The 22,835-nt window shown below is 40.4% G+C and carries 17 protein-coding genes, 20 tRNA genes and 1 rRNA gene; 7 read left to right on the top strand and 31 right to left on the bottom strand.

Annotation, left to right across the window (positions count from 1 at the left end):
* Nucleotides 1-8: 8 nt before the first annotated feature.
* Genes menH through MHH70_RS17800 form a run of 3 tightly spaced genes read right to left on the bottom strand, consistent with a single transcriptional unit; the run spans nucleotide 9 to nucleotide 3,896 of the window.
* Entirely contained in the window at nucleotides 9-818 is an 810-nt protein-coding gene (gene menH, locus MHH70_RS17810) for a 2-succinyl-6-hydroxy-2,4-cyclohexadiene-1-carboxylate synthase (protein WP_066161736.1), read from the bottom strand.
* On the bottom strand, nucleotides 803-2,521 hold the full coding sequence (menD, locus tag MHH70_RS17805) for a 2-succinyl-5-enolpyruvyl-6-hydroxy-3-cyclohexene-1-carboxylic-acid synthase (protein ID WP_066161733.1): 1,719 nt from the start codon (nucleotides 2,519-2,521) through the stop codon (nucleotides 803-805). The genes menH and menD overlap by 16 nt, the downstream gene beginning before the upstream one ends.
* Complete coding sequence (locus MHH70_RS17800) at nucleotides 2,514-3,896, bottom strand: isochorismate synthase (protein ID WP_342472125.1); 1,383 nt, start codon at nucleotides 3,894-3,896, stop codon at nucleotides 2,514-2,516. Before MHH70_RS17800 ends, menD begins: the two co-directional genes overlap by 8 nt.
* A gap of 386 nt (nucleotides 3,897-4,282) precedes the next feature.
* On the opposite strand from MHH70_RS17800, the gene MHH70_RS17795 reads away from it, so the two are divergent.
* Entirely contained in the window at nucleotides 4,283-5,200 is a 918-nt protein-coding gene (locus tag MHH70_RS17795; protein ID WP_342472124.1) for a 1,4-dihydroxy-2-naphthoate polyprenyltransferase, read from the top strand.
* Nucleotides 5,201-5,526: 326 nt separating this feature from the next.
* Here the strand turns inward: MHH70_RS17795 and glpK are convergent, their stop codons facing one another.
* The 5 genes from glpK to MHH70_RS17770 all read right to left on the bottom strand — a co-directional run bounded on the left by glpK (nucleotide 5,527) and on the right by MHH70_RS17770 (nucleotide 11,792).
* On the bottom strand, nucleotides 5,527-7,023 hold the full coding sequence (gene glpK / locus MHH70_RS17790) for a glycerol kinase GlpK (protein WP_066161724.1): 1,497 nt from the start codon (nucleotides 7,021-7,023) through the stop codon (nucleotides 5,527-5,529).
* A 283-nt stretch (nucleotides 7,024-7,306) separates the two neighbouring features.
* Nucleotides 7,307-8,104, bottom strand: coding sequence for an MIP/aquaporin family protein (locus MHH70_RS17785; protein ID WP_066161721.1), 798 nt, complete (start codon nucleotides 8,102-8,104; stop codon nucleotides 7,307-7,309).
* A gap of 166 nt (nucleotides 8,105-8,270) precedes the next feature.
* Entirely contained in the window at nucleotides 8,271-8,828 is a 558-nt protein-coding gene (locus MHH70_RS17780) for a glycerol-3-phosphate responsive antiterminator (protein WP_066161718.1), read from the bottom strand.
* Nucleotides 8,829-9,242: 414 nt separating this feature from the next.
* Nucleotides 9,243-10,886 (bottom strand): glycerol-3-phosphate dehydrogenase/oxidase, encoded by a 1,644-nt coding sequence (locus MHH70_RS17775; protein ID WP_107943040.1) that lies wholly within the window; start codon nucleotides 10,884-10,886, stop codon nucleotides 9,243-9,245.
* A 150-nt stretch (nucleotides 10,887-11,036) separates the two neighbouring features.
* Entirely contained in the window at nucleotides 11,037-11,792 is a 756-nt protein-coding gene (locus tag MHH70_RS17770) for a MerR family transcriptional regulator (protein ID WP_342472123.1), read from the bottom strand.
* 140 nt (nucleotides 11,793-11,932) lie between these two features.
* On the opposite strand from MHH70_RS17770, the gene MHH70_RS17765 reads away from it, so the two are divergent.
* Nucleotides 11,933-12,418, top strand: coding sequence for a tetratricopeptide repeat protein (locus MHH70_RS17765; RefSeq protein ID WP_201261933.1), 486 nt, complete (start codon nucleotides 11,933-11,935; stop codon nucleotides 12,416-12,418).
* 188 nt (nucleotides 12,419-12,606) lie between these two features.
* Nucleotides 12,607-13,506, top strand: coding sequence for a nuclease-related domain-containing protein (locus MHH70_RS17760; RefSeq protein ID WP_342472122.1), 900 nt, complete (start codon nucleotides 12,607-12,609; stop codon nucleotides 13,504-13,506).
* A 185-nt stretch (nucleotides 13,507-13,691) separates the two neighbouring features.
* Here MHH70_RS17760 and MHH70_RS17755 read toward each other — a convergent pair.
* From MHH70_RS17755 to MHH70_RS17650, 22 genes are all read right to left on the bottom strand, one after another.
* Nucleotides 13,692-13,763, bottom strand: a tRNA-Glu gene (locus tag MHH70_RS17755).
* Nucleotides 13,764-13,771: 8 nt separating this feature from the next.
* Nucleotides 13,772-13,862, bottom strand: a tRNA-Ser gene (locus MHH70_RS17750).
* Between the two features lie 5 nt (nucleotides 13,863-13,867).
* A tRNA-Asn gene (locus tag MHH70_RS17745) sits at nucleotides 13,868-13,942 on the bottom strand.
* A gap of 11 nt (nucleotides 13,943-13,953) precedes the next feature.
* Nucleotides 13,954-14,030: transfer RNA gene (locus MHH70_RS17740), tRNA-Ile, on the bottom strand.
* Between the two features lie 8 nt (nucleotides 14,031-14,038).
* Nucleotides 14,039-14,109: transfer RNA gene (locus tag MHH70_RS17735), tRNA-Gly, on the bottom strand.
* Nucleotides 14,110-14,116: 7 nt separating this feature from the next.
* Nucleotides 14,117-14,192 (bottom strand) — tRNA-Phe (locus MHH70_RS17730).
* A gap of 14 nt (nucleotides 14,193-14,206) precedes the next feature.
* Nucleotides 14,207-14,282: transfer RNA gene (locus MHH70_RS17725), tRNA-Asp, on the bottom strand.
* Nucleotides 14,283-14,285: 3 nt separating this feature from the next.
* Nucleotides 14,286-14,362 (bottom strand) — tRNA-Met (locus MHH70_RS17720).
* Nucleotides 14,363-14,405: 43 nt separating this feature from the next.
* Nucleotides 14,406-14,498, bottom strand: a tRNA-Ser gene (locus MHH70_RS17715).
* Between the two features lie 19 nt (nucleotides 14,499-14,517).
* Nucleotides 14,518-14,594, bottom strand: a tRNA-Ile gene (locus tag MHH70_RS17710).
* A gap of 6 nt (nucleotides 14,595-14,600) precedes the next feature.
* Nucleotides 14,601-14,674: transfer RNA gene (locus MHH70_RS17705), tRNA-Met, on the bottom strand.
* Between the two features lie 18 nt (nucleotides 14,675-14,692).
* Nucleotides 14,693-14,768 (bottom strand) — tRNA-Ala (locus tag MHH70_RS17700).
* A gap of 29 nt (nucleotides 14,769-14,797) precedes the next feature.
* Nucleotides 14,798-14,874: transfer RNA gene (locus tag MHH70_RS17695), tRNA-Pro, on the bottom strand.
* 8 nt (nucleotides 14,875-14,882) lie between these two features.
* Nucleotides 14,883-14,959: transfer RNA gene (locus tag MHH70_RS17690), tRNA-Arg, on the bottom strand.
* Nucleotides 14,960-14,968: 9 nt separating this feature from the next.
* A tRNA-Leu gene (locus MHH70_RS17685) sits at nucleotides 14,969-15,057 on the bottom strand.
* Between the two features lie 6 nt (nucleotides 15,058-15,063).
* Nucleotides 15,064-15,138 (bottom strand) — tRNA-Gly (locus tag MHH70_RS17680).
* A 35-nt stretch (nucleotides 15,139-15,173) separates the two neighbouring features.
* Nucleotides 15,174-15,258 (bottom strand) — tRNA-Leu (locus tag MHH70_RS17675).
* 18 nt (nucleotides 15,259-15,276) lie between these two features.
* A tRNA-Lys gene (locus tag MHH70_RS17670) sits at nucleotides 15,277-15,352 on the bottom strand.
* Nucleotides 15,353-15,356: 4 nt separating this feature from the next.
* Nucleotides 15,357-15,432: transfer RNA gene (locus MHH70_RS17665), tRNA-Thr, on the bottom strand.
* Between the two features lie 8 nt (nucleotides 15,433-15,440).
* Nucleotides 15,441-15,516, bottom strand: a tRNA-Val gene (locus MHH70_RS17660).
* A 4-nt stretch (nucleotides 15,517-15,520) separates the two neighbouring features.
* A 5S ribosomal RNA gene (gene rrf / locus MHH70_RS17655) occupies nucleotides 15,521-15,636 on the bottom strand.
* A 305-nt stretch (nucleotides 15,637-15,941) separates the two neighbouring features.
* Nucleotides 15,942-16,820, bottom strand: a complete 879-nt coding sequence (locus MHH70_RS17650) for a LysR family transcriptional regulator (RefSeq protein WP_066167663.1) — start codon at nucleotides 16,818-16,820, stop codon at nucleotides 15,942-15,944.
* A 108-nt stretch (nucleotides 16,821-16,928) separates the two neighbouring features.
* On the opposite strand from MHH70_RS17650, the gene MHH70_RS17645 reads away from it, so the two are divergent.
* Nucleotides 16,929-17,939, top strand: a complete 1,011-nt coding sequence (locus tag MHH70_RS17645) for a DUF2332 domain-containing protein (protein ID WP_342472121.1) — start codon at nucleotides 16,929-16,931, stop codon at nucleotides 17,937-17,939.
* Between the two features lie 198 nt (nucleotides 17,940-18,137).
* Here the strand turns inward: MHH70_RS17645 and MHH70_RS17640 are convergent, their stop codons facing one another.
* Nucleotides 18,138-19,220, bottom strand: coding sequence for a cysteine desulfurase family protein (locus tag MHH70_RS17640; protein WP_342472120.1), 1,083 nt, complete (start codon nucleotides 19,218-19,220; stop codon nucleotides 18,138-18,140).
* A 91-nt stretch (nucleotides 19,221-19,311) separates the two neighbouring features.
* On the opposite strand from MHH70_RS17640, the gene nadB reads away from it, so the two are divergent.
* Genes nadB through nadA form a run of 3 tightly spaced genes read left to right on the top strand, consistent with a single transcriptional unit; the run spans nucleotide 19,312 to nucleotide 22,793 of the window.
* Entirely contained in the window at nucleotides 19,312-20,886 is a 1,575-nt protein-coding gene (gene nadB, locus MHH70_RS17635) for an L-aspartate oxidase (protein WP_342472119.1), read from the top strand.
* On the top strand, nucleotides 20,843-21,703 hold the full coding sequence (gene nadC, locus MHH70_RS17630) for a carboxylating nicotinate-nucleotide diphosphorylase (RefSeq protein ID WP_342472118.1): 861 nt from the start codon (nucleotides 20,843-20,845) through the stop codon (nucleotides 21,701-21,703). The genes nadB and nadC overlap by 44 nt, the downstream gene beginning before the upstream one ends.
* A complete protein-coding gene (nadA, locus tag MHH70_RS17625) occupies nucleotides 21,690-22,793 on the top strand; it encodes a quinolinate synthase NadA (protein WP_342472117.1) in 1,104 nt (367 codons plus the stop codon). Before nadC ends, nadA begins: the two co-directional genes overlap by 14 nt.
* The last annotated feature ends 42 nt before the right edge of the window (nucleotides 22,794-22,835 follow it).

Raw genomic sequence — 22,835 nt, 5'->3', positions numbered from 1 at the left:
GTTACCTCCTAAATTTCATGGAATACTTCCTTTACTATTGTAGCAAACTCTGCGGGATTTTCCACATGTATTGCATGGCCAACATCCTTAATTGTTCGATGCTTTACTTTTGCCAAATGCGCCTTCATTTGTACAGCAATTGCAACAAACTTCGTATCAAGCTCGCCTGTTATTAACGTTATAGGCATCTCAAGCGCTTTTAATTTGTCCCATAGCTGCGGCATAACACCTGTACCCATACCACGCAAACTATTAGCTAAGCCTTTTTCACGCTGCTGTAAACGCTCCTCGCGCACTGCCTGCTGAACAGTCTTTGGCAACCGCTTTTGTGATTGGAACAGCGGGATATTCTCCCACTTATCCACAAAGGCGACGAGCCCGCTTTGCTCAATTTCATTTGCAAGCTGATTGTCTGCCTTTTGACGAACCAATCGCTCTTCTTCATCCTTTAAGCCCGGCGATGCACTTTCTAAAATTAGCTGCTGAACTTTATTTGGATAACGAACAGCATAGGAAAGAGCAATACGCCCGCCAAGCGAATAGCCGAGTAAAATAATTGACTGCAAGTTAAGCTGCTTAAATAGTTTGTCTAGTAACTCCACTTGCACATCTATCGTATAATGCTTCACATCCTCGGGGGCAGAGGTGTAACCATGACCAATTAAATCAATAGCAATTACACGTGCGTCTAGATTGTTGGCAAGCGGTAGCCATGTGTTTGAGCTACCTGTGAAGCCATGTAGACAAACAATTGTCTGTGATGCCTCGTCGTTCCAGCTACGTATATGCACCTTGATGCCATCTATTTCTGTAGCCATTTGTTCAGCTCCTCAGAGATGCGCTGCCATAGTGCACGATGCGATGTGACGTTAACAGCACGGTCGGTCATTACCTCCAATAAACGCAGCGGCTCACTTTTATCTGCTTGCAACGCTGCCTCAAATGTTGCTAAATGCTCCAAACGTTCATATTGCACATCATACATTGCCGCAAGCTGCTCAAAAGTTAAAGCTGTTGGAGTACCAAATAAATCTTCATAATGTGCCTCTATACTCGCCTGTGGTAAATAAGAAAAAATACCGCCACCATCATTATTAAGTACAACAACCGTTAAATCATTTGCTTGATAACGTGAAGCGATGAAGGCATTGGCATCATGTAAAAAGGCTAAATCACCAATAATTAAATAGGTCGGTCGCTTGTGCACCGTACTAAAACCAAGCGCTGTTGACGTTACCCCATCAATACCGTTGGCTCCTCGATTTGCGAAAATGCGTATATCCTTATTCGTTGCTAGGAAAAATGTATCAATATCGCGTATTGGCATACTACTGCTAACAAAAATATCACTGCCATTAGGGACAAGCTCAAGCATCTTTTGCACGAATGCTCCCTCATCCTGTGCATGCGCTGTATATGCTGCGATATGCTTTCTTGCAATCCGCTCCGCCTGCTGCCAAAGTGTTAAATAATGACTGCTGTCTGTTTGCAACGTGAGCTGCTCCAACCATGCCCCTGGCTTACCTTGAATGAAGTGCGTCGAACTGTTCGTTGAATCACGGAATAATGCATCCTCATCAATGACAATATATTTTTCTGGCATCGTCTGTGTTAAAAACTGCATAACAAATTTTGATACAGGCTGTGCACCGAAGCGAATAACAGTATGTGCTGCAACCGCTTCCTTAAAATGCTCATTTTTCAATATTGCATCATATGTTGAAATCACATATGGCAAACAGTCTTCAGGTACAGCACCGCGCATATTTGCTAAGCTCTCAATTAATACTGGCCATTTACAGTTGCGAATAAAGGACCAAAGTGGTGCTATATCTAGCCCTAAAGGCAATTCACCAATAATGAGGATGCCATTTTCTGTGTCATTAATCGTTTGTGCTAAAAAATCACGTGCGGCCTGTGATGGTATGGTTTCCTGTAAAAAGCTCGCCTTAAATGTCAGCTCATTTAAGCTTCTGAAATCAATTAATAAAGGCTCACGTAATGGGATATTGATATGCACTGGCCCAAATGGCGCTGATGAAGCGATTGCCACTGCACGTCCTATATGATGCTCGATAAATTGCACAGTTTGCGGAGCTGCATCTGGAATTGGAAATTCCATCGAATATTTGACATGCCCCCCGTACAAACGGATTTGATCTATCGTTTGCGGAGCCCCTACTTCACGCAGCTCATGTGGTCGGTCTGCCGTTAATACGATTAAAGGTACGCGAGCATATTTCGCCTCAATAATTGCTGGAAAATAATTTGCTGCTGCTGTGCCGGATGTACATAATAAAACGACAGGCTTAGCGCTAGCTTTAGCAATACCTAATGCATAAAAGGCTGCCGCTCGCTCATCAATTTGGCGATGCATCTTAACGCTTTCTGTTGACGCAAATGCATAGGCTAGAGGCGTTGAACGTGAGCCTGGGCTCACGACTACCTCCTCTACACCATGCTGCAATAATGAAGCAACTATACGGTACACATAATTCGTTAATATTTCACGTTCACTCATGAACTGCTCCTCCCAGCGCGCGTAGCATCGGTCTAAACTTCACTAATGTTTCCTCATATTCTGATTGCGCCTCAGAATCTGCTACAATGCCGCCACCAGCGTATAAATACGCAGCATTCCCGAGCAAGGCTGCCGAACGTATTGCTACTGCAAACTCGCCATTGCCATCTGCATCTAACCAGCCAATAGGTGCTGCATAGAGCCCTCTATTCATCGGCTCAAATGCACGAATAATTTGCATTGAATCAGCTCGTGGTACGCCACCAAGAGCAGGTGTTGGGTGCAAATCCTTCACCAATTGTAGAATCGTTGCTCCCTCTGCAAGCTGTCCTTCTACAGGTGTATATAAATGCTGAATATCGCGAATTTTTAAGAGCTTTGGCTGCTGTGGCACTTTAACAGTTGTACAATTTTTCTCAAAAGTTTCTGTAATCATTTCTACAACATAGTGATGCTCACCACGATTTTTACTATCTTGTAACAAGCTTTGTCCCAATGCTTCGTCTTCCTCCGCTGTCGTACCACGCTTGATTGAGCCAGCGATACAGGAGGAATAAGCACGTCCATTTTCAACCTTTACTAAGCGCTCTGGTGAAGCACCGAAAAAGAGCATATCCGTGCGTTCGATACCGAATAAATAGCTTTCAGGCTGCTCATTGACAACATGAGACAAAATTTGCGGTGATGACACAGCCTCTTCAAACTGCAATGCTAGCGAGCGCGCAATTACTACTTTATCTGCCTCTTGCGCTTTGATTTTCGCTGTCACCTCATCAATTGACTGCAAATAAGCCTCTTTATGTGGCTCATTATAGGAAGTAATTTGTGGCTTTGCATAAGTTTTGACTTCCTTTACCTGTGCAGCGTGAATTAAAATATCACGCTGTTTACGCAGTTCATCAAAATGGGGCGCTGCGTTATCGCCATCTGTTATTAAATGAATGCTGACATACGCTTTATCGCCTCGAATCATTAGTTGGAATGTCGCGACCGTAAAATAACTCTCTGGAAAGGCACTCCATTCACCCGCCGTTTTATTCTCTGGGTCAAATGTAAAGCCGCCAAATAAAATGGGCTGTAGTTCCTCTTCCGTTACAATATTTTTCGTTAATTGCTTCCACTGCTTCTCAACTTCATCAAAGCGCATCATTGATAAATTATTTTCAATAATATGCGCATGTCCTAAGCCAACTAATGTTAATGTTTTTTCTCGATTTTGCCAAAAATAGCGCTGCCCTTTAAAAGATTCTTCCCCAGCCGCAAAAAAGGCAAGTGCCGATAAGCGGCTTACCTCGACTGTTTCCATATAGAAGATTGTCCCCGCATTTAAAGAGCCCGCTTCTACTTCAGTGGCATTGTACCACTTTTGTTGCATGAAAATTCCCTCCGTTGTTGCAATGTAAACGTAGCATTTTTTCTTATCTATTATTTGTCAATTATCCCGTCGGGCATTCACTATGTCTTACCTTTTAATATTTGTTAAAAGCCTCGTACATGCAAAACAAGAATTTACGAGGCTGTCTGCAATTTTTAGACAGCTTCTTCTTTGCCGAATCAAGATTATTTGACTATCAATACTATCATATCACTTTTTTCTGTGTTGTAATATGAATAAGCGTATCCACTATCCATTTTTCTAATATTCGTATAAAATAGATTCGGTACTTTTTTTCTTTATTCATACTGGAATGAAGATAAGCTTGTGGCAAACTGTGTTCATCAATAGCCAAAGCGAAATTGATTTTGAGGGAGAGAAGTAAATTGACAAAGGTAATTGAGGCAGAACGGGGCTTTCAAGTATGGTGGCATTTAACCCGCCCACATACACTAACAGCTTCATTCGTTCCTGTGTTTTTAGGAACGGCAATTGCTGCCGCTATTTCAAAGCATGACATTAATTTTTTGTTATTTTTCGCCATGCTTATTGCCAGCATGTTAATTCAGGCGGCAACGAATATGTTTAATGAATACTATGATTATAAACGAGGGCTTGATAATGAGCATTCTGTCGGCATCGGTGGCACAATCGTGCGGCACGGTGTTGCACCAAAGACAATTATGATGATTGCACTCTGCTTCTATGGGCTGGCACTATTACTAGGAATTTATATTTGTGCCATGTCATCTTGGTGGCTTGCTGCCATTGGGCTTGTTTGTATGCTCATTGGTTATTTATACACAGGTGGACCTTACCCAATCGCATACTCGCCATTTGGAGAGCTTGTATCTGGAGCAGTGATGGGCATGGGTATCGTCTTAATTGCTTTCTTTATTCAAACTGGCACTGTAACACTTGCAGCCGTACTTTTATCAGTACCTAGCATGATTTTAGTCGGCGGTATTATGCTTTCTAACAATATTCGGGATATTGTAGGCGATACAGAGGGCGGGCGCAAAACGATGGCCATTTTAGTTGGACGTGAAAGCGCTATTACCGTTTTATCATTATTTTTCATCGTTTCATATTTATGGATTATCGGTCTCGTTATCATTGATGATATTTCCGAATGGGCATTGCTTGTTTTACTTAGCTTGCCCAAGCCCTTAAAGGCAATCGCTATCTTTAGAGCTCATAAAGCGCCCAAAGATGTTATGCCTGCCATGAAATATACAGCACAAACAAACACGATTTTCGGCTTTTTACTAGGTATCAGTTTATTGATTTCACATTTAATTTAATGGGATGGGGGCGCCAAAAAGTCGTGCATAGCCGGCATTTTGGACGCTGATGATGGTGTTTTTGCAAAGTGTTTGCTCCTATAAAGTAGAAAGAGCTTTCTTTGAAAATGCTAGAAACACAGGGTTTAGCTGTGTTTCTCCAAAATGAAAGAGAAGAAGCAAAATCCCTCTTTCAATGCGATTTCTATACAAAATCATCTTTTTTGTGAAAATAACAACCTTTCAAAAGAAACTCTTTTCTATTTTAACTAGTAATACCTTTGATGAAACATCATCAAAAAGTCCAAAAAGCAGGCAATGCACTGCTTTTTGGACAATCTCCTCTATTATTTAAAAGCCTGCGCTGCTGCTACAGCTTTTTTCCAGCCACTGTAAATCGCTTCACGATGCGCTTCGTCCATATCAGGTGTGAATTGGCGTTCTAAATTCCAATACTTTCCGATTTCTTCAGTTGATTGCCAGTAGCCTACTGCAAGCCCTGCTAAGTAAGCTGCACCTAAAGCCGTTGTTTCATTAATAACAGGACGATCTACAGGCACATTTAATAAATCTGCTTGGAATTGCATCAAGAAGTTATTAGCTACTGCACCACCATCCACACGTAGCTTCGCTAATGGAATATTGGCATCTGCCTCCATTGCACTCAGGACATCCTTCGTTTGATACGCTAATGATTCAAGCGTCGCGCGAACGAAATGCTCTTTCGATGTGCCGCGTGTTAAGCCGAACACTGCGCCGCGCACATCAGAATCCCAATAAGGCGTACCTAAACCTACAAATGCAGGTACGACATAGACTCCTTCTGACGAATCGACACGTGCCGCATATTGTTCTGATTCCTCCGCAGAACGGAACATACGTAAGCCATCACGTAACCATTGGATTGCAGAACCTGCTACGAAAATACTTCCCTCTAATGCATAAGTCACTTTTCCATCTAAGCCCCATGCAAGTGTCGTTAATAAGCCATTATCCGATTTTACTGCTTTTTCACCTGTATTCATTAACATAAAGCAGCCTGTGCCATACGTATTTTTAACCATGCCTTCCTCAAAGCATGCCTGACCGAATAATGCCGCCTGCTGGTCTCCTGCTGCACCTGCAATTGGTACAGAAGCTCCGAAGAATAATGATTCCTCAGTGTAGCCATATACTTCAGAAGAAGGACGAACCTCAGGTAGCATGGAAGCTGGTACATTTAAAATTTCTAGTAATTCCTCATCCCATTTTAAATCATAAATATTGTACATTAATGTACGTGAAGCATTTGAATAATCTGTCACATGTACTTTTCCACCTGACAGCTTCCAAATAAGCCATGTATCAATTGTACCAAATAGTAAATCGCCAGCCTCTGCTTGCTCACGCGCCCCTTCTACATGCTCTAAAATCCATTTCACTTTCGTACCTGAAAAATAAGCATCAATTAATAGACCTGTTTTATCACGGAATAAATCATTGTAACCGTTTTCTCGCAGCTCCTCACAAATTGCATTTGTTTGACGCGATTGCCAGACAATCGCATTATAAACAGGCTTGCCAGTGTTTTTGTTCCAAACGACCGTCGTTTCACGCTGATTCGTAATACCAACCCCAGCAATTTGCTTGGAATCAATACTTTTTTCAGATAACACTGCAGCAATACATGATAAGATTGAAGACCAAATTTCCTCTGCATGATGCTCTACCCAACCTGCTTGCGGGAAATATTGTTGAAATTCCTGCTGCGCAGTATGCACGATGTTACCGTTTTCATCAAACAGAATCGCACGTGAACTCGTTGTACCTTGGTCTAAAGCTAAAATATATTTTTTTTCTGTCATTAAAATTACCTCCAATTTTATCTTAAATTTGGTAGAAAACATCTACCAGGTAGTTCGAAAATCTAAACTAGCGTAAATTCTGTATTAACAGACTGTAAGCGCCCACATTAAAATATGTATTGATGTTGAGGGGTAACAGTCTATAAAATCCTATTTTCAGTCAACATCACGTCGATTGCACAAGCATTTTCACAGAATGTGAAGTTCTTTTCTTAGCTTATGTTCCCTACGAACAATCTTTTAAGAAGAATCCTCCTAAACTGAAAGTTCACTTTATTATACATTAATCATGTGCTTTTTTTACTGTTGCTTGTGCTAGAGCAAAAATTGCAATTATAATAACAGCTAAAACCCAAAATGCTACGCTGTTTTTACCTTCAAAAATTTGTTGGAAAAACAATGCGCCAAAAGAGCCGCCTAAAATTGGTCCAACAATTGGCACCCAAGCATATGACCAGCCCGAGTCACGTTTTCCTGGAATCGGCAATAAAAAGTGCGCAATACGCGGTCCTAAATCACGTGCTGGATTAATGGCATAGCCTGTTGGTCCTCCAAGTGCCATACCTATTACGACAATTAGCATACCTACTAAAAATGGATTCAAACCATCCGTAATCGTATTTGTTCCTAATGCTAAAATTCCTAATACGAGAATAAAGGTACCAATCATCTCTGAAATTAAATTTGAGAATGGATGATTAATTGCTGGCATCGTCGAGAATACAGCAAGCTTCGCATTAGGGTCTTGCGTGCCTTTCCAATGTGGTAAATACATAAAATACACTAATGTTGCACCTAAAAATGCGCCAACAATTTGAGCTACGATATAAGCAGGCACATCTGCCCATGGAAAGTTACCAATCGTCGCTAGCCCAATCGTCAATGCTGGATTCAAGTGTGCTCCACTAATTCCACCTACCGCATAAGCAGCCATTGCTACCCCTAAGCCCCATGCAAAGGTAATAACAACCCATCCTCCACCGTTTCCTTTTGATTTGTACAATGATACGCCTGCAACAACACCGCCACCAAATAAAATAAGAATCATTGTACCAATTAGTTCAGCCGTAAATGCTGACATTTTACATCCCCCTTTAGTTAATGTGTATTAAGCGAAAGCACAAAAAAGACCCACATTTAAACAGCCTGCAAAATTTTTTGCAGATGCATAAATGTGGGTTCCTTTTCCTAACCACGCTTTGTATGAACTTGTATCCATTCTAGAGAAAAATGCAACGATAGTCAACCTACTTTTTGAAATTTTCCCATAATTTTTTATCAGACGTCGTAATAGCGATAGCACCCGCATCAATTGCCTGCTCTAGTTGCTCAGTTGAACGAATCAATCCACCTGTAATTACAGGCGTTTTCGTACGCTCATAAATTTCAGCAATCATCGTCGGAATAATGCCTGGCAGTAATTCAATATAATCCGGCTGCGCTGTCTCAATCATCATATAGCTTTTCTTTAGCGCAATCGTATCAATTAAAAAAACACGCTGAATCGCAATAATACCGCGCGATTTCGCTTTCACTAACACATTGGAACGCGTAGAAATAATACCAGCTGGCCGAATATCATTACATAAGAAATCAGCAGCAAAATTATCCGTTTTCAAGCCATGAATTAAATCTGCATGAATGATTAATTTTTTTCCGAAGCGCTCCGCCTCCCGCTTCAAAGATAGCAGCAAGCTAATATGTACCTCTAGCAGCACGATGTATTCAAAAGAGCTATTCAAAATTTCATCAAATTGCTTTACTGTACGTGCCGCAGGGATAATTTTTTGCCCATTAAAATGCATACAATTCCTCCTTTTGAAAGAAAATCGCTATTTGAAAAAGCATTGCATTTTCAAACAGCCCTTGTTACAAAGGGGACGTCTGAAAAGCCATTTTGAGGCGACCACTTTGCGACGAGGGTAGTGACAATTTATTATGATTGCCACAGGAAAAAGCATTTTCAGCGAATATTTAATATAGTAACAGAGATTGGAGCTGTCCAAAAAGCCTTGCATAGCCGACATTTTGGACAGTAGCGATGATGTTTCACAAAATGTTGATTCATATAGACAGAAAACGCCTCTTTTAAAAATGGGATGAACATTGGCTTTAGCAGTATTATCCTTCAATAAAAGGGAAGCGATGAAAACATTGATTTCAATGCGGTGTCAAAACAAAATGGACTTTTCGGTCAACTCCAGCCTCTTCTCTATTGTTTATTTAGCTGTTGTCGCTCTTGTAATTTCCTGCTCTAGCTGCTCCTCATATCGTGCACGTTGTTCAGATGTCCAACCTAGCTGTTTCGTCATCTCATTTAAAATCTCTGCTTTGTACTGCTGAACAAGTGCAATATGAAAGAACATATAACCGGTACGACGAATTAAAAAATCGTTTGGATGTGTAACCATCTCATGCTGAATACTATAGCAAAGTTGTGCATAAAGCCATGCTGGGAGAGCTGTATCATTATTTTCCATATATGCTAACAGCGTATCTGCATTGCTACCATACTGTTGCGCGATATATGTCGCTTGCTGTTCCGTTAACCCAAACTCAATACCTTTTTTTGTTTGTTTATAAATAAATGCCTTTAAATTGCGTGAGCCTCCAATGTCTCCACCCGAAATGGCAATATTTTTCGTGTTGCACGGCGCAATCTGTTTATTTAATTTTGGTGCTAAGTCTTTCACAATCATATCAAGTACAGTTTCAGCCATTTTACGATAGCCTGTTAATTTTCCACCCGCAATTGTAACAAGACCCGATGCGGATGTCCACACCTCATCCTTACGAGAAATTTCTGATGGATTTTTGCCATCTTCATGAATTAATGGACGCACACCAGCCCAACTCGATTCAATATCAGCATCTGTTACTTGCACCTTTGGGAACATATAGTGAATCGCATCCATTAAATAATCACGGTCTGCCTGCTCTATATCCATCTCGCACGCATCACCTTTATAAAATGTATCTGTTGTACCTACATATGTTTTTCCATCTCTTGGAATTGCAAACACCATGCGACCATCTGGTGTATCAAAATAAACAGCTTGGCGAAGTGGAAACTTAGCCTCATCAAAAACAATATGCACACCTTTTGATAAGATTAAATGCTTTCCTTGCTGCGCTCCCTCGATTTTGCGTACCTCATCTACCCATGGACCAGCCGCATTAATTACCGTTTTTGCACGAATTGTAAAATGCACATCATCGACAATGTCATGTGCAACGATGCCACTAATTTTTTCACTAGCATCATAAATAAATTGACTTGCCTTTGCATAATTAAGCAAGATTGCACCTTTTGCAATTGCCGCCTTTGCTACCTCAATTGTTAAACGGGCATCATCTGTACGGTATTCTACATAAACACCGCCACCGAGCAAGCCGGATGTTTTTACTAAAGGTTCTTTGCTACGTGTTTGAATGGCATTTAACATATAGCGACGCTCAGAGCGCTTTACACCTGCTAAAAAATCATAGACACGCAGCCCAATATTTGTTGAAAATTTGCCGAATGTGCCACCTTTATGAAACGGTAGCAACATCCAAATTGGCGTTGTTACATGTGGACCATTTTCATAAACAATAGCGCGCTCTTTCCCTAATTCTGCAACTTCCTTTATTTCAAACTGCTTTAAATAACGTAAACCACCATGCACTAATTTTGTTGACCGACTTGACGTTCCCGCTGCAAAATCCTGCATTTCAACTAAGGCAACCGATAATCCACGAGCACTTGCATCTAGTGCGATGCCACAACCCGTGATACCGCCTCCAACCACTAATAAATCATACTCCCTGCTTTGCAACTCTTCAATTGTTTGCTTGCGCTGTAACGATGAAGCTGAGCTCATAGCTTTTTCCTCCTCCATGTACGAAAAAAAGACCATTAAAAGCATATACACTTATCGCATATATGTTCTTAACGGTCTCTCAATCGCTCATACCAATTATTAACTTACCACTATTCTAATATGTCTATTACGAAAAGGCAAGTTAAAACATTATTCTATTGTATATGCTACGATACAATCGTGTAAAAATTGCGAAGCTCCTACTGCTACACGCTCATCATAATAAGCTGTGAAGCGTTCATCAGCAACATACATTGCCGCTAATCCCGCATGAGCTTCCTTCGAATAATCCTTCCATGAAAACATTAGCCACCGCTTGTGTAGCTCAGCTACTTCATTTCCTAACTGTGAGGCTGGGTTACCCTCAGTCATTGCTTCCTGCAATCGCTCAAACAAGCTTTGCTCCAGCTGACCCATCTCCTCAAATTGCTGCTCTGTCATATTAAGCAACTTCTTATTGGACGCCTCAATCGTTTCATTACCGTAGCGTTCACGAATTTCCTTACCGTATTTTTCTTCGTTTTCTTGCAGTAGCTTTTCTTTAAAGCCTTTAAATTTTTCTTCATTGGACATCATTTTTCCCTCCTGTAACGCTTGAATTGTGTGGTCTACCGTCTGCAGCAATTGCTCAATCATCGCATTTTTTTCTAGCAAGTGCTGTCTGTGACTTTCTAATGCATTCATCACATTAAAATTCGGTGCGTGAACGATGTCTTTAATTTGCTCTAATTTCATATCAAGTGCTCGATAAAATAAGATTTGTTGCAGTAAATCAATTTCCTTTTGTGAATAAATTCGATAGCCGGCTTCATTTTTCATCGCAGGAGACAGCAAGCCTATTTCATCATAATAGCGTAGCGTGCGTGTGCTAACACCTGACATTTTAGCTAGTTCATTAATTTTCATCTATTCATCACCTCTACGCTTACTATAAATGTTGACGTAACGTCAAGGTCAACATCTTATATAAAAAATTTTTCTAACCTGTTTATTTCACTGCAAATTTTTTATAATAGTTTATAACAGGGGGGATACAACATATGAACATGACAGAGCAATTAAATTCCGCACTTCAACTTAGAAAAGAAAATAAATTAATAGAATGCAATAAAATTTTACTACAACTAGCGGAACAAAATCCAAACAATGCCTATGTAAACTACCAATGTGCATGGAGCTTCGATAGCCTAGGGGAAGAAACAAGAGCAGTTCCTTACTACGAAAAAGCTATTCAAGGTGACCTAAATGACGCGGACATGGCAAACGCCCTTCTAGGACTTGGCAGCACATTTAGAACACTTGGCAAGTATGAACAATCAAAGGAAATTCTAAACAAAGCGGTCGCACTATTTCCAAACAATCAAGCCCTGCAAGTATTCTATGCCATGACTTTATATAATTTAAACGATCATCAAAAAGCTATGGAGCTCCTGCTGAATTGTCTCATAAACAGCTCTTCAGATATAAATGTACAACAATATAAAAGAGCTATTCAATTTTATGCAGATAAGCTGGATGAGACGTGGTTGTAGAATGCCAAAGGATTCTTTTAAATAATTTTATATTACATTATTGAAAAATAAAATTTTATTGTGCTTGTTTGAAGGTTTGCTTCGTTCTATATTTTTGTGGCAAAATAGATATTTCAATTTTTCTCAAAAAAACATTTCCATCTATTCATTTTCTCTAATATTATTAAATAGATAGGAGGTGAAATTAATTGAAATATAGACAGCTTGAAGCAATTATAAGGAGAGTGGGGGATCAGCATCCTGATTATCATTATTTTGTTGAGCAATATTCATTAACTGCTGCTGGTATAGCAGGTGAAGATGAGGTTTTTTATTTTTTACAAGAACTTGCCGTACCGCATCGGATATTGCGCAATTTTTGTATAATCGATTCTGCATTGCACATGCATGAAATTGATTTTATCGTTATTTTTTCATCCTTAATTATTTGTTTAGAAGTGAAAAATATGACCGGGCAATTGAATTTTGATATCGAGGCGTCTCAGCTTCTACGCACACGTTCTGATGGTGTGGTTGAACGTTTTCCAAATCCTGTTGAGCAGCTAAGACGTCATACGCGTTTTCTTTCCTCTCTTTTCCCACATGTTCCTATAATTGGCGCAGTCGTCATCGCAAATCGCCGCGCAATTATTGGTAACCGAAGTCCCCACATCCCAATTTTCCATACAGATTATATTTGTAGCTTTATTGAAAAAAGTTTAAAGCAGTACAGTAAGCCACTACTTGATTTAGATGTTTTTTATGAAAAACTTATAGGGCTACGGTCTCCGCCAGTAAAGAGGTTTTCTTTCAAATTAGCTCAATTAAAAAATGGTGTATTTTGTTCAAAATGTGCTTCTAAAATGGATTTTGTACATGGGAGGTTTGTTTGCTCACACTGCCATTTACAAGATAAATATGCGTATTTTCAGGCATTACATGATTTTCGTTTATTAGTAGATACAAAAATAACAAATCAGCAATTTTGCATGCTATGTGACATACCATCAAGATATGCAGCGATACGTTTACTCAAATTTTTTCCAGTTATAAAGCAAGGGCGCCATACTTATTATGAAATTCCTGAACAAATTCTTACTATGAAGTAGTCAAAAAGTCATGATTCACACATTAACCAGTCAAATTCGCACGTAAGACGCAGAAATTCGCACGTTGAATCAATGATTTCGCACGCAAAGTCTGGGAATTCGCACGAAACATCAGAATTTTTACTTGATTCTTTGTTTGCAAATAAAAAGCAGTACACGTCCTATGACATGCACTGCTTTTTAAATGACCCGTACGGGATTCGAACCCGTGTTACCGCCGTGAAAGGGCGGTGTCTTAACCACTTGACCAACGGGCCTTCGTTGCTGGCGGAGAAGGAGGGATTTGAACCCTCGCGCCGGTTACCCGACCTACGCCCTTAGCAGGGGCGCCTCTTCGGCCTCTTGAGTACTTCCCCAAAATTGGCTCCGAAGGCAGGGCTCGAACCTGCGACCAACCGGTTAACAGCCGGTTGCTCTACCACTGAGCTACTTCGGAATACGCTTTTATGGTGGGCCTAAATGGACTCGAACCATCGACCTCACGCTTATCAGGCGTGCGCTCTAACCAGCTGAGCTATAGGCCCTATTTAGAAGCGGGTGATCGGAATCGAACCGACGACATCAGCTTGGAAGGCTGAGGTTTTACCATTAAACTACACCCGCGTAGAAATGGTGGGTCAGGACGGAATCGAACCGCCGACACTTAGAGCTTCAGTCTAATGCTCTACCAACTGAGCTACTGACCCATCTTTTTTTAAAATGGCGGTCCCGACCGGGATCGAACCGGCGATCTCCTGCGTGACAGGCAGGCATGTTAACCGCTACACCACGGGACCTTTTGGTTGCGGGGACAGGATTTGAACCTGTGACCTTCGGGTTATGAGCCCGACGAGCTACCGAGCTGCTCCACCCCGCGATAATCAATATGTTGTTCACCAATTTTAGTTGTTCTTAAAAGATGGCGGAGGAAGAGGGATTCGAACCCCCGCGCGGTTTAACCCGCCTGTCGGTTTTCAAGACCGATCCCTTCAGCCGGACTTGGGTATTCCTCCGTTATACGAACGTTTAAAATGGTGGACCTTACAGGACTCGAACCTGTGACCGGACGGTTATGAGCCGTCTGCTCTAACCAACTGAGCTAAAGGTCCTTAAGATGGCGGCGGAGGGGGTCGAACCCACGACCTTACGGGTATGAACCGTACGCTCTAGCCAACTGAGCTACGCCGCCAGGATCTTTACTTATGGTTGGTGGAGCCTAGCGGGATCGAACCGCTGACCTCCTGCGTGCAAGGCAGGCGCTCTCCCAGCTGAGCTAAGGCCCCATAATTTTTTACTACCCGTTGGTTGTACATGGTCGGGAAGACAGGATTCGAACCTGCGACCCCTTGGTCCCAAACCAAGTGCTCTACCAAGCTGAGCTACTTCCCGAACTTTTTTGGCGCGCCCGACAGGAGTCGAACCCATAACCTTCTGATCCGTAGTCAGACGCTCTATCCAATTGAGCTACGGGCGCTTTTTTAAATGGTGCCGAGGACCGGAATCGAACCGGTACGGTAGTCACCTACCGCAGGATTTTAAGTCCTGTGCGTCTGCCAGTTCCGCCACCCCGGCACATGTTGGAGCGGAAGACGAGGTTCGAACTCGCGACCCCCACCTTGGCAAGGTGGTGTTCTACCACTGAACTACTTCCGCATGTGCTTTTTTTATTCTGACAGGTTTGTTTTTATTGGTGCGGGTGAAGGGAGTCGAACCCCCACGCCTCGCGGCGCTAGATCCTAAGTCTAGTGCGTCTGCCAATTCCGCCACACCCGCAAGAATTTTGGTCTTTAATGGTGAGCCATGAAGGACTCGAACCTTCGACCCTCTGATTAAAAGTCAGATGCTCTACCGACTGAGCTAATGGCTCAAAATGGTGCCGGCGATAGGAGTCGAACCCACGACCTACTGATTACAAGTCAGTTGCTCTACCAACTGAGCTACACCGGCATTTTGAATGGTGGAGGATGACGGGTTCGAACCGCCGACCCCCTGCTTGTAAGGCAGGTGCTCTCCCAGCTGAGCTAATCCTCCATTTGCCTAGCGATGTCCTACTCTCACAGGAGGAAGCCCCCAACTACCATCGGCGCTAAAGAGCTTAACTTCCGTGTTCGGTATGGGAACGGGTGTGACCTCTTTGCCATCATCACTAGACTATTCTCTATTTCAGAACGTTCATCCGTTCTTCAAGACAAGAATTAGTATATAATGTTCTCTCACATTATGCAATACTTTTTTTGAAAAAAATAATATTTTTTTCTAATTGATAAAGTGAAGCTTCAATTAGTCGATTTTCAATTAAATCTGAAGTGGGCGTCTTACTGCCCGTTAATGCGGGATAAAATAAAATACTCTGTTGCCCATTATAGCAAGTGATTTTCTAAAAGAAAATAGCTAATTTCACTCAGTTGAAATTAATTATAATAGTATATTAAGAAACTTGATAGTACATGCTCTTTTCAATACATATAAGAGTTTCTTATTTTCTTTAATAAGGGCAAGAGCTGCTCATTTTCTTTATCGTATTTTATAAATAAATCAATTACTGGTAATTCAAATAAATCAAAATCGATAATATTAAATCTGCCTTCCATCATCTCTTTATATATCGTTGATTTTGGTAAAAAGGCCATCCCTAGTCCATCTTTAACAAACTGTTTAACAATATAAGTTTGAGAAATTGACATTGTACGTATAAATGAAAAATGTTTCTTTAGCAATGGCTCAATCAATACCGATTCTTTTAAATGTCCAGTAAGTAAGGGGTATTTTTCAAATAAAGAACGATAATCATAATGTTCTCCCGTCTCATCATCATAACTATCTAATGGAACAGCAAGCTGTAGCGGACTCGACATAATTTTTTCAGCATGTATAAGGTGATGCCTGCTTCCTCCAATGCCAATACCTATATGTACTTGATTAGCTAAAAGCTGCTCGTCAATTTGCTCTGAATCCACAACCGCAATTTTAATTTCATATTCCTTATGCTCCATTAAAAATTGATAAATAATAAGTGGTAAATTTGTTTCTACTAGAAGTGGTGATAAAGCAATTGTAATGCTTTTTCTATACTGATTTGCGTAAAACAATGTATCGCGTTTACTGTCCTCCACTTTTTGTAAAATTTCCTTTGCTTGCTTTAAAAAGAATTTCCCTTCCTCTGATAGCCATATTTTTGTGTGCTCTCGATGAAACAACTTAACTTGCAAGCTTTCTTCTAATAGCTGAATATGTATTGTAATACTCGGCTGAGATATAAATAGCTTTTCCGCTGCTTCACGGAAATTCCCTGTATCAGCAGCGACGACAAAAGACTGAATCCACTTTAGTTCCATTTTACACCTCTGATTAATTTTTTTAATCAATTCAATTAAATTTAATTAATTTATTTAATTTGATAATTATTTTACAGTGATAATATCAAAGTATATGGAGGATTATCAATGGAAAAATTGATTTTATCGTTTACTCGCTTTGCCGAAATAGAAACAAAGAATAATAGTTCATTATACTACTTTTGGTGCAAAAAAATTATTCATGACAAGGAAATGCTGCAATTGCTTATACAAATTCCCGAATCCCAACCGAAACCTAATTTGTTTTTTGCAGCAATCCAATTTTTATTAATGAGATATGATGACCCATTAAAAAAATACATTCCATCGTTCGTGTTAAATCCTTTACCTATAGAAGAAAGTTATTCAGCCTTACAAAAGTTTGTAAAAAAGTATGAACAAGCGCTCATTCAATGCTTTCAAACAAGGCGTGTTCAAACAAATGAAGTTCGACGGAGCGCTTATTTATATCCTATTTTTAGCGACATTGCGAAAAGAGCTCAAAAACCGTTAGCCTTAATTGAAATTGGCACAAGTGCGGGTCTTTTATTGAATGTTGATAAATATTGCTATGAAGTAAAGGAAGGTGATTCCTTTATTTATTACGGTCATCTAGAAAGCCAAGTACTACTTAAATCCGAGAATATAGGAAATGCTTTGACGTGCTACAGAGACTTTCAAGTATCTGACCGTTACGGCATTGATTTGAATGTTTTACAGCTACAAAATAGGGATGATTATATGTGGCTAGAAGCTTTAATATGGCCAGAGCATAAGGAGCGACGCAAGTTATTACATCAAGCGTCAACTATTCATTCAGAAGTACCCAAAACATTATTAGAGGGAGACGTGCTTCAACTACTACCATCTATCATTCAGAATATTTCTAATGCGCATCAAATCGTTATTTTTCACACACATGTCGCTAATCAGTTTTCAAACGAGTTAAAGGAAGCGTTTCAACAAACTTTAGCAAATATAGCGAAAGATAAGCCCATTTATCACGTTTACAATAATATGTATGATGAAAATATTCATGTCGATTACTTATCGGCACATTTGAATGAAGAAATCCGGCTTCTCCCTAAAGCAGGAAGCCATGGGCAATTTTTTTCTTGATGTTAAGCGTGTAAGATCCTTTTGCAATGAGCATCCAAAAAGCCGTGCAGAGCAGGCTTTTTTTGGACACTGTCGTTAGTGCTTCTTCAAAAGGCTCTTGGAAAACGGTAGAAACATTGCGCTTAGCGCATTTTTCTCCGAATGAAGTGAATTGGTGAAATTAAATTTTCCTTGCATCGTAAAAACCCCACAGCCGCCTCACTTAATCAACAGAAGAGCTTGTCGTACTTTTGTTAAACTCTCAATAGATGTGCTTTCCCCAAAAGACATTCTAAAAAATTGGCGAGCAGCGGTTATTGAATAGCCCATTGATAAAATGGCCTTTGTACCTGAATCACTGTGAATATCACAAGCACTTCCAGTAGATATTGCAATTCCAGCTTCATTTAACTTTAATAAAACATACTGCCCTTCAACCTTTTCCATTATTACGCCGCAAATATTCGGTAATTGCTCCTTTGATTCAATAAGTTCACAGCTTTCTGGTAAGCTTTCTTTTAAATATTGACGCAATTTTTCATAGTGGCCTCTTTCATAATGGTATTCTTCAACGGCTGTAGCAAAGGCAACAATGGCCGGTGTATCTAACGTACCTCCACGCAAGCCTTTTTCGTGTGTAACCCCCGGTGCTAAAGGTGCCACACCTAGTTTTGGATTTATATAAATTGCTCCACAGCCTTTCGGACCACCAATTTTATGAGCTGATACAGTGATGGCATCGACTTGAATTTGTAGCGGTAATTTACAAAAAGATTGCACACAATCAACATGCATGAATATATCATGTGTTTTTGCAATGTGAGCTATTTGTTCAATCGGCTGAATCGCGCCTATTTCAGAATTGACATGCTGAATTGCAATCAATGCAGTTTCTTCACATATTGCTGCGCGCAATTGTTCCACATCAATACAGCCATCCTGCTGTAGGGACAATTTCGTAACACGATAGCCCATTTTTTCTAATGTATTTAACGCGGCATGAACAGACGTATGCTCCGCTTGTGATGAAATAATATGCTTCCCCTTACTTGAGGCAAGCGCTAATGACAAAATTGCTATTATATTTCCCTCTGTCCCACTGCCTGTAAAAATAATACCGTCTTTATTACAATTAAGGGCTTGTGCAATGACCTGTCTCGCCTGTTCTACAAAATATTGTGACTGCCCACCTAAATCGTGCAAACTAGCACTGTTGCCATAATATTTTTTTGCAACTTCACAATATACCGCTAGTGCCTTTTCTGTCATTGGTGCTGTTGCTGCGTAATCTAAATAAATCATATTTTTCTACCCTTCTTTCTTCTTAAGTCTTGTTTTCTTCTTTATTTTATGTAAAGATATGTGTCAAGACAACTGTAAAGAAGGTTTTATTATGTACATAAAGACAGATGTTCTTATTATCGGTAGCGGTATAGCTGCACTTCAAGCCGCTCGTATATTAGGGCAATATTTTCAGGTGCAGCTTGTGACAAAGTCTTCTATAACAACAAGTAGCTCTTACAGAGCGCAAGGAGGCATTGCTGCCGTTACAACACGAACAGACAATATTAACTTCCATATTCACGACACATTAAACGCAGGTGAATATCATCATATTTTATCGAATGTTGAGCAATTAATAAAAAATGGTGCACAGCTTATTGATGAGCTTTTACAACAAGGTCTACCAGTTGATAGGGATACGAATGGCGAACCAATCCTCGGTTTAGAGGGAGCGCATAGCCATAACCGTATTTTGCATGCTGGAGGAGACCAAACTGGCAAATGCTTTATTCATTATTTAATAGACCAGCTACCTCGAGCCGTTACAATTAATGAACACGAGACAGCTTATGAATTGCTATTAAATACAAATGGCGAGTGTATCGGTGCACTTACAACAGGAAATCAAGGTTCAAGACGCTATCTTGCCCATCACACTGTCATTGCAACAGGCGGAGCTGGTGCTCTTTATAGCTGCACCTCTAATTTTTCTACTAATACTGGTGATGGCATTGCCCTTGCCTATCATGCTGGGGCAGCTATTAGCGATATGGAATTTATGCAGTTTCACCCTACTTTGTTATGGTGCAATGGCAAGGCAAAAGGTTTAATATCCGAAGCGGTACGTGGAGCAGGGGCTATTTTTGTTAATGCCAAACGACAACCGATTATGCAAGGTCGTGATTTAGCACCTCGACATATTACGGCGCACACACTATTTATGAAGCGCCTTGCTGGAGAAGAAACCTTTCTAGATATTTCAATGATTGAAAAATTCAAGGAAAAATTCCCTACGGTTACAAAGCTATGTATTGAAAATGGCATATCTTTACAAGATGGCTTAATTCCTGTAGCACCAGGTAGCCATTTTTTAATGGGTGGCGTGATTGCGGATAGTTCAGGACAAACTTCCATCCCTTTTTTATATGCTATAGGAGAAGTTGCCTGTACTGGGGTACATGGCGCAAATCGCCTTGCAAGCAATTCCTTGTTAGAAGCAATAACGTTTGGACAGCGAATGGCACAAGCGATTATTGAAAAAGGCTTGCAGCAGCAAAATTTTATATTTAAGCAAAGCAGTAATGAGGGTGCTATGCCCCATTTATGGACTAAAGACCAATTACAGCAAAAGATAATGGAAACATTGGGTATCGTGCGAAATCCTTTAAGCATTCAAGATTTTTTGCAGCAATTGCCATCATTACAAACGCTGCTTTCTACTAAGAAGGAAAACTTAAAGTGCGAGCAACTAGAGCTTTACATGATGCATATTGTTGCTATATTAATGGCAAAAGCCGCATTAACTCGCACTGAAACACGCGGTGCACATATCCGTACAGACTACCCTAGCGCGGATACAAATTGGGCAAATCGCTGGATTATTTTTTCACAAGGACAAATGGAAGTGAGGGATTCTTTATATGAATATAATCAAACTCGAGGAAATGCTAAAGCAGTTTTTTAATGAAGATATAGGTGATGGCGATTTATCAAGCGAGCTTATTTTTTCAGTAGATCAGCAAGGAGCATTTTCTTTTTATGCCAAAGATAACGGAATTTTTTGTGGTGCCCCTATTATCGAGCAAGGCTTTCGCTTACTTGACCCATCTATCGTCATTACTTTTCATAAAAAAGATGGAGAAATTGTTAAAAGTGGTGATTTAATTGCCCATATTCAAGGCTCACTTCAAAAGCTTTTAATAGGTGAACGCGTAATTTTAAATTTAATTCAACGAATGTCAGCAATTGCTACTGCTACTCAGCGTGCCGTCAATAAAACGCTTGGCACAGAAGCAAAAATACTAGATACTCGTAAAACTATTCCTGGTTTACGCATGCTTGATAAATATGCAGTACGTGTGGGCGGTGGCTACAATCATCGCAACGGCTTATACGATGCAATTATGCTAAAGGATAATCATATTGCTTTTGCCGGAAGCATTACAAAAGCAGTTCAGGCTGCTCGTGCCAAAATTGGTCATACTGTCAAAATTGAAGTAGAAATTGAAACAAAAGCACAATTAGATGAAGCTGTTGCTGCTGGAGCGGATATTATTATGTTCGACAATCGTTCACCCGCTGAAATAAGCGAGTGGCTACCTTCTATCCCTAGTCATATTGCAACGGAGGCTTCTGGCGGTATTACACTTGAAAATTTAAAGGCTTATGCGCAATCTGGCGTGCAGTGGATTTCTCTTGGTGCACTTACACATTCCGTACAAGCTTTCGATATTAGCGCACTTGTTCAATTGAAAGGAGAAGATTGTCTTGTCAATCACTAATTTACTACAGCAAACATCTTTATTACCAGAGCATTATCGAACATTATCAGTGGCTGAGATGGAGGCTCGCATATTAAAAATAAAAAAAAGTTTAGGAAACAAACTTTTTATTTTGGGTCATCATTATCAAAAAGATGAAGTAATTCAGTTCGCTGATGCCACAGGGGATTCCTTACAGCTCGCCCAAATTTCAGCAGCAAATAAGGAGGCAGAGCATATCGTATTTTGCGGTGTGCACTTTATGGCGGAAACAGCGGATATGCTAACAACTGACGAGCAGCATGTTTATTTACCAGATATGCGCGCAGGGTGCTCAATGGCTGATATGGCTGATATTTATCAAACAGAGCAAGCATGGCCGGTTTTACAAAAGCTTTTCGGTGATACGATTATCCCTCTAACTTATGTTAATTCTACTGCCGCAATTAAAGCATTTACTGGTAGATACGGTGGGGCTTGCGTTACATCGTCCAATGCTAAAGAAATGGTTAAATGGGCATTCACGAAAAAGCAGCGCATTTTATTTTTACCTGACCAGCATTTAGGTCGCAATACGGCGTATGAGCTGGGCGTTCCGCTTGAGAATATGGCTGTTTGGAACCCACATAGCCAAAAGCTTGAAACAGAACAACCAATTGAAAATATTCAAGTGATTTTATGGAAAGGTCATTGCTCTGTCCATGAAGGTTTTACAGTTCAACACACAGCGATGATTCGTCAAACGTATCCCGAGATGCGCATTATCGTTCACCCTGAATGCAGTCGTGAAGTTGTAGCGGCAGCGGATGACGCAGGCTCGACAAAATACATTATTGATACAATTAACCAAGCGCCAAGTGGCTCATCTTGGGCAATTGGTACAGAAATGAACCTTGTGCGCCGCATTATCAAAGAACATCCAGATAAGCATATTATTTCTTTAAACGAAAACTTCTGTCCTTGTTTAACGATGAATCGCATCGATTTACCACATTTACTATGGTCACTAGAAAGTATTGCTGCTGGTCAGCCACAAAATCGCATTGAAGTAGATGAAAATACAGCTATAGAAGCACGTATCTCACTTGATCGTATGCTAGCACGTGTTTAATAAGGAAAGGCAGTCGGTTTCCCCGCTGCCTTTCCTTTTATT

It is taken from the genome of Metasolibacillus sp. FSL H7-0170, from assembly GCF_038593115.1.
Lineage (GTDB): Bacteria > Bacillota > Bacilli > Bacillales_A > Planococcaceae > Metasolibacillus > Metasolibacillus fluoroglycofenilyticus.
This window is presented reverse-complemented; position numbering and strand designations above follow the sequence as displayed.

Excerpts from the sequence above, each read along its gene's own strand:
- MHH70_RS17780 (WP_066161718.1), bottom strand. The coding sequence starts at position 8,828 with ATGCATTTTAATGGGCAAAAAATTATCCCTGCGGCACGTACAGTAAAG.
- MHH70_RS17785 (WP_066161721.1), bottom strand. The coding sequence starts at position 8,104 with ATGTCAGCATTTACGGCTGAACTAATTGGTACAATGATTCTTATTTTA.
- nadC (WP_342472118.1), top strand. The coding sequence starts at position 20,843 with ATGAATATAATCAAACTCGAGGAAATGCTAAAGCAGTTTTTTAATGAA.
- MHH70_RS17770 (WP_342472123.1), bottom strand. The coding sequence starts at position 11,792 with ATGAAAATTAATGAACTAGCTAAAATGTCAGGTGTTAGCACACGCACG.
- MHH70_RS17645 (WP_342472121.1), top strand. The coding sequence starts at position 16,929 with ATGGAAAAATTGATTTTATCGTTTACTCGCTTTGCCGAAATAGAAACA.
- MHH70_RS17640 (WP_342472120.1), bottom strand. The coding sequence starts at position 19,220 with ATGATTTATTTAGATTACGCAGCAACAGCACCAATGACAGAAAAGGCA.
- nadB (WP_342472119.1), top strand. The coding sequence starts at position 19,312 with ATGTACATAAAGACAGATGTTCTTATTATCGGTAGCGGTATAGCTGCA.
- MHH70_RS17765 (WP_201261933.1), top strand. The coding sequence starts at position 11,933 with ATGACAGAGCAATTAAATTCCGCACTTCAACTTAGAAAAGAAAATAAA.
- MHH70_RS17775 (WP_107943040.1), bottom strand. The coding sequence starts at position 10,886 with ATGAGCTCAGCTTCATCGTTACAGCGCAAGCAAACAATTGAAGAGTTG.
- MHH70_RS17800 (WP_342472125.1), bottom strand. The coding sequence starts at position 3,896 with ATGCAACAAAAGTGGTACAATGCCACTGAAGTAGAAGCGGGCTCTTTA.
- menH (WP_066161736.1), bottom strand. The coding sequence starts at position 818 with ATGGCTACAGAAATAGATGGCATCAAGGTGCATATACGTAGCTGGAAC.
- MHH70_RS17650 (WP_066167663.1), bottom strand. The coding sequence starts at position 16,820 with ATGGAACTAAAGTGGATTCAGTCTTTTGTCGTCGCTGCTGATACAGGG.
- glpK (WP_066161724.1), bottom strand. The coding sequence starts at position 7,023 with ATGACAGAAAAAAAATATATTTTAGCTTTAGACCAAGGTACAACGAGT.
- menD (WP_066161733.1), bottom strand. The coding sequence starts at position 2,521 with ATGAGTGAACGTGAAATATTAACGAATTATGTGTACCGTATAGTTGCT.